At 45.0% G+C, this 14,596-nt stretch carries 13 protein-coding genes; 10 read left to right on the top strand and 3 right to left on the bottom strand.

Annotated elements, in window-relative coordinates; genetic code table 11:
* The first annotated feature begins 22 nt into the window (after positions 1-22).
* The gene (locus R7Z78_RS14295; RefSeq protein ID WP_005379202.1) at positions 23-1,093 is read left to right on the top strand and encodes an AI-2E family transporter; all 1,071 of its coding nucleotides are present in this window, start codon (positions 23-25) and stop codon (positions 1,091-1,093) included.
* Between the two features lie 18 nt (positions 1,094-1,111).
* Here R7Z78_RS14295 and R7Z78_RS14290 read toward each other — a convergent pair whose 3' ends face one another.
* Positions 1,112-3,559, bottom strand: coding sequence for an EAL domain-containing protein (locus R7Z78_RS14290; protein WP_169644343.1), 2,448 nt, complete (start codon positions 3,557-3,559; stop codon positions 1,112-1,114).
* Positions 3,560-3,753: 194 nt separating this feature from the next.
* Positions 3,754-4,659, bottom strand: coding sequence for a DMT family transporter (locus tag R7Z78_RS14285; protein ID WP_025768291.1), 906 nt, complete (start codon positions 4,657-4,659; stop codon positions 3,754-3,756).
* 168 nt (positions 4,660-4,827) lie between these two features.
* On the opposite strand from R7Z78_RS14285, the gene rmuC reads away from it, so the two are divergent.
* The 7 genes from rmuC to tatC all read left to right on the top strand — a co-directional run bounded on the left by rmuC (position 4,828) and on the right by tatC (position 11,016).
* Positions 4,828-6,360 (top strand): DNA recombination protein RmuC, encoded by a 1,533-nt coding sequence (rmuC, locus tag R7Z78_RS14280; RefSeq protein WP_169644342.1) that lies wholly within the window; start codon positions 4,828-4,830, stop codon positions 6,358-6,360.
* Between the two features lie 77 nt (positions 6,361-6,437).
* Positions 6,438-7,217 (top strand): bifunctional demethylmenaquinone methyltransferase/2-methoxy-6-polyprenyl-1,4-benzoquinol methylase UbiE, encoded by a 780-nt coding sequence (gene ubiE / locus R7Z78_RS14275; RefSeq protein WP_005379210.1) that lies wholly within the window; start codon positions 6,438-6,440, stop codon positions 7,215-7,217.
* An 11-nt stretch (positions 7,218-7,228) separates the two neighbouring features.
* Positions 7,229-7,864 carry an SCP2 domain-containing protein gene (locus R7Z78_RS14270; protein ID WP_005379213.1) on the top strand — a complete coding sequence of 212 codons (636 nt, stop codon included), beginning with the start codon at positions 7,229-7,231 and terminating at the stop codon, positions 7,862-7,864.
* Entirely contained in the window at positions 7,861-9,495 is a 1,635-nt protein-coding gene (ubiB, locus tag R7Z78_RS14265) for a ubiquinone biosynthesis regulatory protein kinase UbiB (RefSeq protein ID WP_005379226.1), read from the top strand. The genes R7Z78_RS14270 and ubiB overlap by 4 nt, the downstream gene beginning before the upstream one ends.
* A gap of 52 nt (positions 9,496-9,547) precedes the next feature.
* On the top strand, positions 9,548-9,793 hold the full coding sequence (gene tatA, locus R7Z78_RS14260; protein ID WP_005382958.1) for a Sec-independent protein translocase subunit TatA: 246 nt from the start codon (positions 9,548-9,550) through the stop codon (positions 9,791-9,793).
* A 3-nt stretch (positions 9,794-9,796) separates the two neighbouring features.
* Positions 9,797-10,195, top strand: coding sequence for a Sec-independent protein translocase protein TatB (gene tatB, locus R7Z78_RS14255; protein ID WP_017635021.1), 399 nt, complete (start codon positions 9,797-9,799; stop codon positions 10,193-10,195).
* Positions 10,196-10,263: 68 nt separating this feature from the next.
* The gene (gene tatC, locus R7Z78_RS14250; protein WP_005379234.1) at positions 10,264-11,016 is read left to right on the top strand and encodes a twin-arginine translocase subunit TatC; all 753 of its coding nucleotides are present in this window, start codon (positions 10,264-10,266) and stop codon (positions 11,014-11,016) included.
* A gap of 459 nt (positions 11,017-11,475) precedes the next feature.
* Here tatC and R7Z78_RS14245 read toward each other — a convergent pair whose 3' ends face one another.
* Positions 11,476-12,237 carry a TatD family hydrolase gene (locus R7Z78_RS14245; RefSeq protein WP_005379240.1) on the bottom strand — a complete coding sequence of 254 codons (762 nt, stop codon included), beginning with the start codon at positions 12,235-12,237 and terminating at the stop codon, positions 11,476-11,478.
* Positions 12,238-12,421: 184 nt separating this feature from the next.
* On the opposite strand from R7Z78_RS14245, the gene hemB reads away from it, so the two are divergent.
* Positions 12,422-13,483: a porphobilinogen synthase gene (gene hemB / locus R7Z78_RS14240; protein ID WP_031777176.1), complete on the top strand. Its 1,062-nt coding sequence runs from the start codon at positions 12,422-12,424 to the stop codon at positions 13,481-13,483.
* A gap of 127 nt (positions 13,484-13,610) precedes the next feature.
* Complete coding sequence (locus R7Z78_RS14235; protein WP_005379245.1) at positions 13,611-14,045, top strand: GNAT family N-acetyltransferase; 435 nt, start codon at positions 13,611-13,613, stop codon at positions 14,043-14,045.
* Positions 14,046-14,596 lie beyond the last annotated feature (551 nt).

Below are 14,596 nucleotides of genomic sequence, written 5' to 3'. Positions count from 1 at the left end.
TCTTACCGATTCTGAGCTTATTATGACAGCGAAATTGAACATTCCTGCCAACACTGCGATTGGTGCAACGCTTCTCGTCCTGTTACTCGTCCCAGGGCTGTATTTTGCCAAGCCAATATTGTTACCTATTGTGCTTAGCACCTTTATTTCTCTGCTGTGCAGCCCTTTCATTAATTATCTTGAAGACAAAGGTTTACCACGTGCTATTACCGTCGTGTTGACGCTGTCATTCCTCGTTGGCGCCTCAATTATTGGTCTTGCCGCCATGTCGGAGCCCGCCAAGCAATGGTGGTCTGAGCTGCCCAGTATCGTGAAAAATGTGTCGCAAGAAGTAAGCGAAGTTACTAAAGCTTCGGCTGATCACCTTAATACTCCATTGAATATCGCCAACGATATGAGTATGGATGAGGTCGGGAACAACACCGTATTTTCTTTGGTAAAAACGCTCGCGACCACTACGCCGACGATTTTGACACAAGCGATGATCGTGCTGTTTATGGTTTACTTTATGCTCAATCATGGACGAAGCTTATTTCGAAAGTCAGTGTCTTACTTACATGGGTTCGCCAAACAGCGCCAAGCGATTGAGTTGGTCAAAGCGCTACAGAAAGACCTATCTCGATACATTGGCACCATCACTTTAGTGAATGCTGGGCTGGGGTTGAGTGTCGGGGCCGTGTTTTTTGTTCTAGGCCTTGAAGATCCATTTCTATGGGGCGCATTTGCAGGCGTGATGAATTTTGCGCCGTACCTCGGCCCTGTCATATCCATGGTGAGCTTTGGCTTTGTTGCTTATCTTCAGTTGGAGTCGGTCAGTTTTATGCTGACGGTGGTGTCTATCTATTTACTGCTCAATTTGATTGAAAGTCAGTTTGTTACACCAACACTATTGGGGAAAAGGTTTAACTTAAACCCGTTAGTGATTTTTGTTTGGCTTGTTTTTTGGGGCTGGCTTTGGGGCGGAATGGGACTATTGATCGGTGTGCCGTTACTGGTTTGTATCAATATTTTGGTTGATCGCCTAGAGCTATGCCAATCAACCCAAAATCAAGCAAAGCAAATCACCTCCGCGGACGTGGCACCGCGAGAGTGACTTGAGGGTCAAGCTGGTTCAACGAAACAGTTTTTCAGCGCTCACTGGCTGACTAAATAAATATCCCTGACCATAAATACAGCCTTTTTCGAATAAATAATCGGCTTGTTCCCGAGTTTCTATCCCTTCCGCGACGACTTTCAACGACAGCGTTTTTCCCATGGCAATAATGGCATTCACAATCGCGTTGCTGTCGCTATTACTTGGGACATCACTGACAAATGAGCGGTCAATTTTCAGTTTGTTGATTGGCAAACCTTTCAAGTAAGACAAAGACGAATAGCCAGTTCCAAAGTCATCCAGAGAAATCTCAATACCCAGTTCTCGTAATTGATTTAACGATGCAATGGCTTGTTGAGGGTCGATCAGTAAAAAGCTCTCTGTGATCTCCAAATCTAACCGTTGGGCAGGGTATCCGGTGTTATCGAGGATAGTACTTAATCGCTGAATGAAATTTGACTGCTGAAGCTGCAACGCAGAAACATTGACGGCGATTTTGCCAAACTCGATGCCTTGGTCCAGCCAAGCATTACCTTGCAAACAAGCTTGTTGTAACACCCACTCACCAATGCTTTGAATCAGCCCTGTTTTTTCTGCAATTGGAATAAAGTCTGCTGGTGGTACAAGGCCAAACTCTGGATGCTGCCAGCGTAATAAAGCTTCCACGCCGACAATCGTATTTTGTTCCAAATTGTATTGCGGTTGGAATTCTAACCGGAGTTGTTGTTTTTCTATTGCTTGATGCAAAGCGGATTGAATGCGTACATGGGATACGGATTTATCGGTCAAATCCGGTGAGTAAAACGCGTAGCCGTTGCGTCCATTTTTCTTCGCTAAGTACATCGCGGTGTCTGCGTTTTTCAGTAAGGTTTCACTGTCTTGACCGTCTCTTGGGTACAAGGCAATACCAATACTTGTCGAGACACGAAGTGAGTCGTGGTTTGCCAAGTCGAATGGTTGCTGGAATACGCCTAGAATATCGCCGACGGTTTCCAGTAAGGCAACATCACTATGGATGTCTGGCAAAATAATCACAAATTCATCGCCGCCAATGCGAGCCACATGCGCATTGAGGTGAAGAACATCTTGCAGACGAATCGCTAACTTAGACAGCAATTGGTCACCACAGAAGTGGCCCATGCTATCGTTGATGTGTTTGAAATGGTCGATATCTAAGAATAGGGTGGCAAACGTCTGCTGGTTTTTGTGTCCGGTTTCGATGTGTTGTTCGAGTAAGCTGAGTAAATGGGTGCGATTAGGTAGATTGGTTAATGGATCGTAAAAAGCCATGCGCTGCAGCTTTTCTTCGTGTGCCTTACGCACAGAGATATCTTCAAACACACAAATGTAGTTAATAAGGTGGTTTTTATCGTCCATTACGGCGCTAATGGTCGCTAATTGCGGATAAATGCTGCCATCTTTCTTTCTGTTGATGAATTCGCCTTTCCATTGGCCTTTGTTTTCGAGTTGATGCCACAACTGTTGATAGAAACCTTGATCATGATGGCCTGAGCGCAGAATTCGTGGGTTTTTTCCTATCACCTCTTCAGAGCGGTAACCTGTAATTTGGGTAAAAGCCGTGTTTACATCAATGATGTTGGCATTGCGGTCTGTAATGACCATGCCTTCTTGCGAATTGTTGAAAATTTGGGACGCTAAGGAGAGCTGCGTTTCTACCATTTTTCGGCGGGTGATGTTACGTGTCATCCCCAGAATGCCGATTAAGTTTCCCGCATGATCACGGACAGGAGACTTAATGGTTTCTAGCCAAGTGGGGTTATTGTTGTCATCAATTTGACGGCATTCTTCAACAATATTTTGCGTGCCAGTGGCTACCACCAATTTATCGGCATCAATGAATTTTTCCGCACGTTCATGGCTAAACAGGGCAAAATCGTCTTTTCCAATGATTTCACTGTTGGTTTTTTGCCACGCGTTTTCTACGCTTCGATTGGTCATCGAATAAAGACCATCCATGCCTTTTATCCATACGTGGTCTTCAAGGCAGTCGATAAACTCTTGTAGTGTTGGTGTTGGCTTTATTTCCGCGCTTTGATGTCGCGTTTGTTCTTGCTGACAGTGCAAGTTGATATCAAAGCTGATCCGCCCCGCGATTGCGCTTAGCCATGCCGAAACAACCGTTGATTGATCATTAGGGTGAGTCAGTGTCAGTACGGCAAGCAATTCGCCATTAGGTAGCCAAATCGGTCCAATGCTCAAGGTTTGCTCTTCAAAGGGGGTATGGCTAACTGTAAAATCTGTCGGCGTAAAGTGATCGACAACTTGCGTTATCACATCGATGATAGCACGATGATTTTGGGTTGAGGTGGACACCTCAGTCGATAGCCACTGCTGAGTATCGCTCAGAGTATAAAGCTGTCCCTGAGCTTGAGTTACATCACAGCATTGTCGCAGAACGTGTTGCCAGTCTGCCATCAAAGGCGAAGGAATAGCGAAGCGAAACATAATTAATAACGAGTCCTAAATCGCCCAAAGGTAATTATATTAGAATCTAGCGTAAGCTATTGGGCTTTGTGAGTATCGTATCCAACGCGTAGCTAAATCCTAGCAGCGTAAAGTGCTTTCTATCATTAAAATGTTATCTATATCTCTTTTTTATCCAACTTATTGCATCGTTTTTTAGGGCTTTGGATAGGTGATTAAGAAGCGTTTACCGCTTTGGTTTTCTTGCCCCATGAGACTTGCTGAATGACTAAGCCACTGATGATCAATACCAGGCCAATCAAGGTTGAAGGATGAATTTCTTCGCCGATGATGGTAGCTAACAACATGAGTGAGATAAATGGAGAAGCAAAGATCAGATTACTGATACGCGCGGTGTTTTGCGTTGATTTGAGTGCGCTCAGCCACAAAACGAAAGTGATCCCCATTTCAAACAGTCCGACATACGTCACCGCTGCCCAGCCTTTAATTGAGATTGCCTGCCAGCTCGCACCTTCATAAAGACTTAAACCAATGGCGAATGGAATAGCGACCAAAAAGCCGAGCAGAACGCCAACCACAGGGTCGGCCTTATTTTTGGTATTTAAAATCCAGTAACCGGCCCACAGCAGCGTTGATAGCAGCGCAAGACCAACACCCAACGGGCTCTCAAATTCCATGCCTAAAAGATTTCCTTGTGTGGCAATCACTATCACGCCGACATAACTAAAACCGCAAGCCAGCCAGTCCTTACCACGGATCTTTTGTCCTAAGAAAACAGCGGCCATTAGCGTTAAGGTGATGGCCCAGCTGTAGTTGATCGCTTGAGCCTGAGATGCGGGCAGCAAGTCATATGCTTTGAACAGAATAACGTAATACGCCAAAGGGTTAATCAACCCAAGCAGTAGGTAATACCAAGGGTTTGAGAAAAATGTAGCGCTTAACTGGCCCAGTTTACCTTGCACACCACAGATTACTGTTAGCGCAATCGCAGAGACGATGCTGGCAATGCATAGCATTTGAATCGGCGTAAATTCTGCCAACGTGAGTTTAAATGCGGTTGCAACGGTAGACCAAAGTAATACTGCTGAGAGCCCAAATCCTAGGGCGCGACGCTCGTTCATGATGCCTCTGCGTGATGATGTGCCGCTCGGTTTGGATAATTTGAGCGGAAGAAAGAATATTATAGGAAGGCCTAGTGTATGCGAGGATTTTTCATCCAACAAACTGGACATTTATCCAGTGTCTAAATACCATTGTTATAGATACAAAACACAGGCTAACTCGCTATTATGCAATGGATTCTTGAGTACCAATCTCTCATTCTCTCTTCTCTTTGTGCTGCCACGCTTAGTGGTGTCGCTGCCGGTTGGTGGGTGAAACAGCGTTTTATCACCCAAACTCAGCTTCTCGAGCAACAACTTGTTTCAGAAAAACAGCTTCATCAACAGCAACTTGAACAGGTCAAGCAAAGCCTTGCCGATGCCCAGCAAGAGTTGGATGAATTAGATGATGAGCGCGATAAAGCCGCGTTTGAAGTGCGTCAAACGCACGGAAAGCTGATGGCAGCTATGGAAAAACTGCGTTACTTCGAGGCCGTAAAGCAAGAGCGCCAGCAATACTTTGATGAGCTTGGTCAAATGCGTGAACACAAATCACGTCTAGAAACGCAACTGCGTGAACAGCAAGCTCGCCATGAGCAAATTAACCAAGCTAATGCCGAAAAACTGCAAATTTTAGAACAAGCGGAAGCACGCTTGAAACAACAATTTGAGCACTTGGCAAATCAACTGTTTGAAGAAAAAACCGCGAAGGTCGATTTGCAAAACCGTCAGAGTTTAGAAGGCTTGTTGTCACCGCTTAGAGAACAGTTAGAAGGGTTCAAAAAGCACGTTAATGACAGCTTTAGCCAAGAAGCTAAAGAGCGCCATACCCTAGTGCATGAGCTGAAAAACCTGCAACGTTTGAACGAGCAAATGACGCGCGAAGCGGTTAATTTGACCCAAGCGTTGAAAGGGGACAACAAACAACAAGGTAACTGGGGCGAAGTGGTGCTCGCTAGGGTACTTGCCGAATCTGGCTTGCGTGAAGGGCACGAATATCAGACTCAGGTGAACTTACAAAATGAAGCAGGCAAGCGTTACCAACCTGATGTCATTGTTCATCTCCCACAAAACAAACAAGTGGTTGTGGATTCTAAAATGGCGCTGGTTGCCTATGAGCGCTACTTCAACGCTGAAACTGATGCTGAGCGCGATCAGGCTTTGAATGCGCATTTAGCCGCTCTACGTGCACATATCAAAGGGTTAAGCATGAAGGACTACCACAAACTCAAAGGTATTCAGAGTTTGGACTATGTTCTGATGTTTATCCCGGTTGAGCCGGCGTTCCAAGTCGCGATTCAAGCCGATCCAAGTTTGATCAAAGACGCGATGGAGCAAAACATCATTTTGGTGAGCCCAACAACGTTGCTGGTGGCACTGCGCACCATTGATAATCTATGGCGCAATGAACGCCAAAATGAAAGCGCCAAAATGATTGCGCAGCGTGCGACAAAACTCTACGACAAATTACGATTGTTTGTAGACGACATGGAGGGGCTCGGTGGTGCGCTGGATAAGGCGAATCAAAGCTATCAAGGTGCGATGAACAAGCTTGCCACAGGGCGCGGAAATGTGATTCGCCAAGCCGAAAGCTTTAAACACTTGGGAGTTGAAATTAAACGACCGATTTCTTCCGACCTCGCGCAGTTAGCGCAGAGTGATGCATTTTCAGAAAATGACCCGTTAGTAGAAAGACATCCGGCTGAGGATAAAGTAAACTAATCGCCCGCAGTGCAGTGGGCGATTTTATTTGTCAACAAACGCCCCGTAGAGGAAAGCGCTGCCTAAGAGGAATTAGAATGACGGACACAAGTTTGCAATCCAATACAGCGTTAGAGAATGAAACCACTCACTTTGGTTTCTCTACAGTGGCAAAAGACGAAAAAGTGACTAAGGTTGCCGAAGTATTCCACTCCGTGGCAACAAAATACGACATCATGAATGACCTGATGTCTGGTGGTATTCACCGCCTTTGGAAGCGCTTCACTATCGATTGTAGTGGTGCTCGCCCTGGCCAACGTATTCTTGACCTAGGTGGTGGTACGGGTGATTTGACGGCGAAATTCTCGCGCATTGTTGGCGATGAAGGCCATGTCATCCTTGCCGATATCAATAACTCAATGCTTAACGTTGGTCGCGATAAACTGCGTGACAACGGTATTGTGGGTAACGTGCATTACGTTCAAGCCAACGCAGAAGAACTGCCGTTCCCTGATGATTATTTTGATGTCATCACCATCAGTTTTTGTTTGCGTAATGTGACAGACAAAGACAAAGCGCTTCGTTCAATGTTCCGCGTACTGAAGCCAGGCGGCCGTCTATTGGTGTTGGAATTTTCAAAACCAGTGCTAGAGCCGTTATCGAAAGTATACGACGCATATTCATTCCACTTGTTGCCGAGAATCGGTGAGCTAGTTGCGAATGACTCAGAGAGTTACCGCTACCTAGCGGAGTCAATCCGTATGCATCCAGACCAAGAAACGCTGGAAGGCATGATGCAAGACGCAGGTTTTGAAAACACCAAATACTACAACTTAACTGGTGGTATTGTGGCTTTGCATCGCGGTTATAAATTCTAAGGGTTAACGGCATGCCATTTGAACCACTTATCACCGCTGTGATTGAAACGTCACTGAATACACTGATCAAAGACGACCCTGCATTGGGCCGTCGTTTAGCGCGTCTAAAAGGTCAAGTTATTCAAGTTCACCTGAAAGAGATCAATAAAACACTGACATTTGTTTTTAGTCAGCAAATTGATGTGCTTGGTCATTACGAAGGGCAGCCTAACTGCTATCTATCGCTCAACTTGAGTGTGTTACCAGAGCTGCGCGATCAGGCCAACATCACTCGTCTTATTAAACAAGATAAACTTGAACTCGAAGGCGATATTCAATTGGCGCAGAAATTCTCTCAGTTGATGGTGGATTGCAAACCAGATGTTGAAGAGTGGTTGTCTCGCGTGACTGGCGATGTCGCCGCACATACCTTTGTGCAAGGCTCAAAAAACATCGGCAACTTTCTTGCGTCTCAAGCAGAAAAACACCAACGTCATCTTGCGCAAGTAGTGACTGAAGAATGGAAACTGGCTCCCGCTCCGTTAGAAGTGGCCTATTTCTGCGACCAAGTTGATGAGGTTCGCAGCCAGGCTTCTCGCATTGAAGCTCGTTTAACGGCTTTGCTGAATAAGCTGGATGCAGATAAGCCTGCATTGGAGAAACCATGACGCCAGCAGAACTAAAGCGCTTATACCACATCGCCAAAGTACAACTGGAATACGGCTTAGATGAGCTGCTTCCCGATCACCAACTGACCAAAGCTCCGCTTTTACTGCGCAAAAGCTTGTTTTGGATTAAGAACAAGCACCCAGAAAAACCACTCGGTGAACGTCTGCGTTTAGCACTGCAAGAGCTGGGGCCGGTTTGGATTAAGTTCGGTCAGATGATGTCGACGCGCCGTGACTTATTTCCTCCGCATATCGCTGATCCCCTAGCTTTACTTCAAGACCAAGTCGCGCCTTTTGATGGCGAGTTGGCAAAAAAGCAGATGGAGCAAGCATTAGGTGGTCCGTTAGAAAAATGGTTTACCGAGTTTGATATCAAACCACTGGCGTCTGCGTCGATTGCTCAGGTACATACTGCGCGCATAAAAGACACTAACCAAGAAGTGGTATTAAAGGTTATCCGCCCAGATATTCGCCCAGTCATTGATTCAGATCTAAAACTGATGCACCGAATGGCGCGTATAGTCGCCGGAGCGATGCCTGAAGCACGTCGTTTAAAACCAGTTGAAGTCGTGCGTGAGTACGAGAAAACCCTGCTTGATGAACTCGACTTGCGACGTGAGGCGGCGAATGCCATTCAGTTGCGCCGCAACTTTGAGGGCAGCGAAGAATTGTATGTTCCTGAAGTTTTTCCCGACTTCAGTAATGAAACTGTCATGGTTTCTGAGCGAATATATGGCATTCAAGTCTCTGATATTGAAGGCTTGAAAGCAAATGGCACCAATATGAAATTGCTCGCGGAACGCGGTGTGAGTGTGTTCTTCACTCAGGTGTTCCGAGACAGCTTTTTCCATGCCGATATGCATCCGGGTAATGTGTTCGTCAAACCCGAACATCCAGAGAACCCAATGTGGATAGGGCTAGATTGCGGAATCGTTGGTACACTTAATAGCGAAGACAAGCGTTATCTGGCGGAAAACTTCCTGGCGTTTTTCAATCGTGACTACCGCCGAGTGGCGGAGTTACATGTGGATTCAGGGTGGGTGCCTGCGGATACCAATGTCGATGAGTTTGAGTTCGCGATTCGCATTGTGTGTGAGCCTATTTTTGCTAAGCCATTGTGCGAAATCTCCTTTGGTCATGTGTTGTTGAATTTGTTCAACACGGCACGTCGATTCAATATGGAGGTTCAGCCACAGCTTGTACTGTTGCAAAAAACGCTGTTGTACGTGGAAGGGCTTGGTAGGCAGCTATATCCTCAACTTGATTTGTGGGAGACCGCAAAACCATTCCTGGAGGAATGGATGATGAATCAAGTTGGGCCGCAAGCTCTAGTGAATGCGATTAAAGACCGCGCACCATTTTGGGCAGAGAAATTACCTGAACTGCCAGAGCTACTTTACGATAGCCTGAAACAAGGTAAAGCGATGAATCAACGTATGGATCAGCTTTATCAAGGGTATCGCCAGAGCAAGCGCCAGCAGGCGACAGGAAAGTTTTTGTTTGGCGTTGGCGCGACTTTAGTCGTATGCTCGGCAATATTGGTGAACGATGCTTTTGAGCAGCTTTCGTTGGCCTGCGGTATCGCAGGTGTCACATTTTGGCTGCTTAGTTGGCGAGCTTATCGTCAATAGACGTTAAACTCTTGAAATATTTTTGTTTGTTTAAAGACCCGAGGTAAAGAGAATGGGTGGTATCAGTGTTTGGCAACTTCTAATCATTGCTGTAATTGTTGTATTGCTATTCGGAACAAAGAAACTACGCGGTATCGGTGGCGATCTGGGTGGTGCCGTTAAGGGCTTCAAAAAAGCGATGAGCGAAGATGAACCTGCGAAAAATGACAAAGACGCAGACTTCGAACCAAAAAGTCTAGAAGAGCAGCAGAAAAAAGAAGCTGCTCCTGAAACGAAAAAAGACAAAGAGCAGGCGTAAAACGTGTTTGATATCGGTTTTTGGGAACTGGTATTAATATCTGTTGTTGGTCTGGTCGTTCTTGGGCCGGAGCGTTTGCCTCATGCTATTCGCAGCGTGTCTCGCTTTATCGGTGCCGCTAAGAGTATGGCAAATAGCGTCAAAGACGAATTGTCACACGAGCTGAAAGTCCAAGAGCTGCAAGAAAACTTGCGCAAAGCAGAACAAATGGGGATGGATGATTTGTCCCCTGAGTTGAAATCTTCAGTTGAAGAGTTGAAGAAGGCAGCGCAATCTGTAAATCGTCCTTACGCAAAGAACACCGATTCAGAGGCTGAGCCTGTAAAAACAGAGCCAGCAGTCGAAGAGGCCGTGAAAGCGCAAGAGAGCAAGGTTACAGCGGCAGATAAGAAAGCCGAATAGTCTCATTAGGAGGAGCTACTAGTGATTGGTAGCTCCTTTTTGATCTGGTTTTTAATAAGAGGTTTGCCATGTCTACCGTCGAGCAGACACAACCTTTAATTAGTCATTTGTTGGAGCTTCGCAACCGACTACTGCGTTCAATCCTCGCAGTGTTGGTCGTGTTTGTCGGACTAATTTATTTCTCTAACCACATTTACGAGTTTGTTTCCGCACCTTTAGTAGAACGTCTACCTGAAGGCGCGACCATGATTGCTACGGATGTAGCGTCACCTTTTTTTACGCCACTTAAGCTGACGTTAATTGCTTCGGTATTTATTGCGGTGCCGTTTATTTTGTATCAAGTGTGGGCCTTTGTAGCGCCAGGTTTGTACAAGCATGAACGTCGATTGATCATGCCACTGCTGTTCTCTAGTTCGCTATTGTTCTACTGTGGAGTGGCATTTGCCTACTTCGTGGTATTTCCATTGGTGTTTGGCTTCTTTACCGCCATCTCTCTTGGTGGAGTAGAGTTTGCAACTGATATCTCGAGTTATCTCGACTTTGTGCTGGCGCTATTTATGGCGTTTGGTATCGCATTTGAGGTGCCTGTTGCGATTATTTTGTTGTGTTGGACTGGGGCCACTACACCAGAAGATTTAAGACAGAAACGTCCTTATATTATAGTGGCTGCGTTTGTCGTAGGTATGGTGTTAACGCCACCAGACATGATCTCGCAAACCTTACTCGCTATTCCGATGTGTTTACTGTTTGAAGTCGGTTTGTTCTTCGCGCGTTTTTATACTCGTCGAAGCGAAGAAGTAGAAGCGGAAACCGAAGAATAAGGCTAATCTAGATGTGAAAAGCGGCTCAATTGAGCCGCTTTTTTTGCGGTTGGTTTTTTCTTGGGCTAATTACTTAACTTTCATGACGTAACCACATTTTGTGCATACGTATACTTCCTTGATGCCCAGCAGCTTTTGAAAAAAACTGCGCGGTACGCGTTGTAAGTAAGCACCATGTGTACACACTTCAACTTCCATATTCATGCTGTTTTACATTTGTGCTAATTAATGGGCGTAAATCAGTATAGAAAAATAATGTGTCGAGTTGTCGACAGTTTTGCAAAGCGGACGAAGTAAAGTGACGATATGAGAAGTAAGTAGAGTTGCTAGTTAATTATTATGTTTATCAATAATTTTGTATGGATTGTTCTACTATTTCAACGGGTTGAATCGTTCATTCAATAGTTTAGGTGATAAAAAAGCGACGTTGATTTCGTCGCTTTTTTCAATTCTCGTGAATTAAATATTAAACAGCTTTTTGGCATTCTCAGTCGTTATGGCATCGATGGTTGCGATGTCGACATCACGCAAGTCGGCAACACGTTGTGCAACGAGAGAAGTGTAGGCTGGTTCATTACGTTTACCACGGTGTGGCACAGGCGCTAAATATGGACAGTCGGTTTCTAAAATGACCCACTGCATATCCAAATGTGGAATGACTTTATCCATCCCGCCATTCTTAAAGGTCGATACGCCACCCAAGCCTAAGTGGAAGCCTAGCTCATTGATTGCTTGCGCTTCTTCTAAGCTGCCTCCAAAACAGTGGAATACACCACGCAGACGACCATCTTGCTCTTGTCTTAGCAAAGTGAGTGTTTCTTCAATTGAATCACGAGTGTGGATAACGACTGGTAAGTCCATCTCTTTTGCCCAGTTAAGTTGAGCTACGAACGCCATTTCTTGCTCAGCACGATAGGTTTTATCCCAATACAGGTCGATACCGATTTCGCCCACCGCAATAAACTTGTGTTTCTCAAACCAGCCGCGGATGATCTCCAACGTTTGCTCAACGTTGTTATCCACATAGCAAGGGTGCAGCCCCATCATTGAGTGGCACACGTCTGGATACGCCGCTTCGGTTTTTAGCATGGGCTCAATTGAGTCCAGATCGATGTTTGGCAACAGGATTTTATTAATGCCTTGCGTTAAGGCGCGTTGTACTACTTCATCGCGGTCGTTATCAAATTCGCTGGCATAGATGTGCGCGTGGGTATCGATCATCGTTACTCTCTGTGCTTCATGGTTGGTTTCGTATTCGAAGTATACTTGAGTGTGAGTGCTGGGTCATTTTCAGTTTTTTTCATTACCTTTTTCCAGATTGTCACTCGCAACATGCATCAAGAGTGATATGATTTTGTTCACCAGATGATTTGATCATCATAACCGTCCAGACAAGGAGAAAATGGTGTCTGTATCAATTCAAGGTCCATTCCCTGCACGCCGTATGCGTCGTTTACGTAAGCACGATTTTAGTCGTCGTTTGATGGCTGAGAACCAACTTTCTGTTAATGATCTGATTTACCCAATGTTCATTCTTATGGGTAAAGATCGTCGTGAGAGCGTGGAGTCCATGCCGGGTGTAGAGCGTTTGTCGATTGATTTAATGCTAGAAGAAGCACAATACCTTGCAAATCTAGGCGTTCCAGCAATCGCGCTTTTCCCTGTCGTAAACCAAGACGCTAAAAGCTTATGTGCTACTGAAGCCTACAACCCAGAAGGTTTGGTTCAGCGAGCAGTACGAGCACTTAAAGAACACATTCCTCAAATTGGTGTAATCACAGACGTGGCACTCGACCCATTCACGACACATGGCCAAGACGGCATCATCGATGAAGATGGCTACGTAATGAATGATGAAACCACAGAAGTATTGGTTAAGCAGGCTTTGTCTCATGCAGAAGCGGGTGCTGACGTAGTCGCGCCTTCAGACATGATGGATGGCCGAATTGGTAAGATCCGCGAAGCATTAGAAAACGCGGGCTACATTCATACTCAAATCATGGCTTACTCGGCTAAGTACGCATCGAACTACTACGGACCATTCCGTGATGCGGTTGGCTCTTCTTCAAATCTAAAAGGCGGCAACAAGAAAAACTACCAAATGGACCCAGCAAACATTGATGAAGCGATTCACGAAGTGGCGCTAGACATCAATGAAGGTGCGGACATGGTGATGGTTAAACCTGGTATGCCATACTTAGATGTAGTTCGCCGAGTAAAAACTGAACTTCAAGTACCGACATTTGCTTATCAAGTCTCTGGCGAGTACGCGATGCATAAAGCGGCGATCATGAATGGCTGGCTCAAAGAGCGTGAAATTGTGATGGAATCACTATTGTGCTTCAAACGTGCAGGTGCAGATGGCATCTTAACGTACTTTGCGAAAGACGTTGCTGAGTGGTTGGCAGAAGAGAATGCACAAACTGCTCAACACCTAAATCGTACTCCGGAAGCGACAGAAGAGTAATTATCGCTCAGTGAGAAATACCAGACCAACAAGAGTTGTTCGTCTGTATATACCCAAGTAACCTCAGGCGGATTACAACAGTAACAATCCAAGGTGCTTGGGTATTTTTATTTTGGAGAAGAGAATAATGACAATGCTGATTCGTGAAGGCACATTGGAAGAAGCACTTCAAGTTGTGGCACGTGTTACCGAGTTTTCGAAAGGAGAAACGGTAGACTCCATGACTCAACGTTTAGAAGAGAAAAACAGTTTAATCCTCGTTGCAGAAAAAAATGGCACGATTGTCGGCTTCAAAATAGGTTACGAATTAGAGGATGGTGTTTTCTATAGCTGGTTAGGTGGTGTTGTCCCTGAAGCTCGAAATGAAGGCGTGGCACAACTGCTTTTGGAAGCTCAAGAGGATTGGGTGGCAGAACAAGGCTACAACACATTAAAAGTGAAATCTCGAAACCAGTTTCCTGCTATGCTTCGTTTGTTATTGAGAAATGGCTACATCATTGAAAAATTTGAAGAAAAAGTAAATCTTCGAGAATCTCGAGTGCATTTCATTAAAGCAATGTGAAAATAAATGAGATTTTTTCTCATTTAACTGTTGACTACGAAATGAGAATCATTATTATTAAACCTGTCTTAGGGAATGAGGAAAGTTCACAAGGACGTTGAGTGACTTATTAACAGAAGTTAATTAACTGAAAGTTGAGAAGTGATGAAACATTTTTCCGAGAACTTGCACGAATTCTTTTTGACACGACATTGCTCACATTGCTTCCAGTGTAATTTATAGCTTCTTGGTTAAGCTGCTCTATTTACAGAATTTGCTTTACCACTTCTGCTAGGCGACCCCATTCGGGTCGCTTTTTTCTTTTCTACGATTTCTATTTGACGTCACTATTAATATCTTTTCCACATGCGATGATCATTTTAGGAACGTTGATCTTCTCGCCGTTGTGCGAATTTGTTATTATAAATCAATGGTTTGAGTCGATGTTTTCTTGTGTTTTTGTTATTGGATAACCAGTGGATAATTTCTATAAACAGAGTTATCCACAGGGGTTGGTGTTTTCGTGAATAAAGTCGGAAAAATTTACGCGACCTAGATCGAGCGAACAAGAT

The sequence above is a fragment of the Vibrio sp. 1167 genome (assembly GCF_033340375.1).
Classification (GTDB): Bacteria; Pseudomonadota; Gammaproteobacteria; order Enterobacterales; family Vibrionaceae; genus Vibrio; species Vibrio alginolyticus.
Note: the sequence above shows the minus strand (reverse complement) of the source record. Positions and strands in the feature narration are given on the sequence as shown.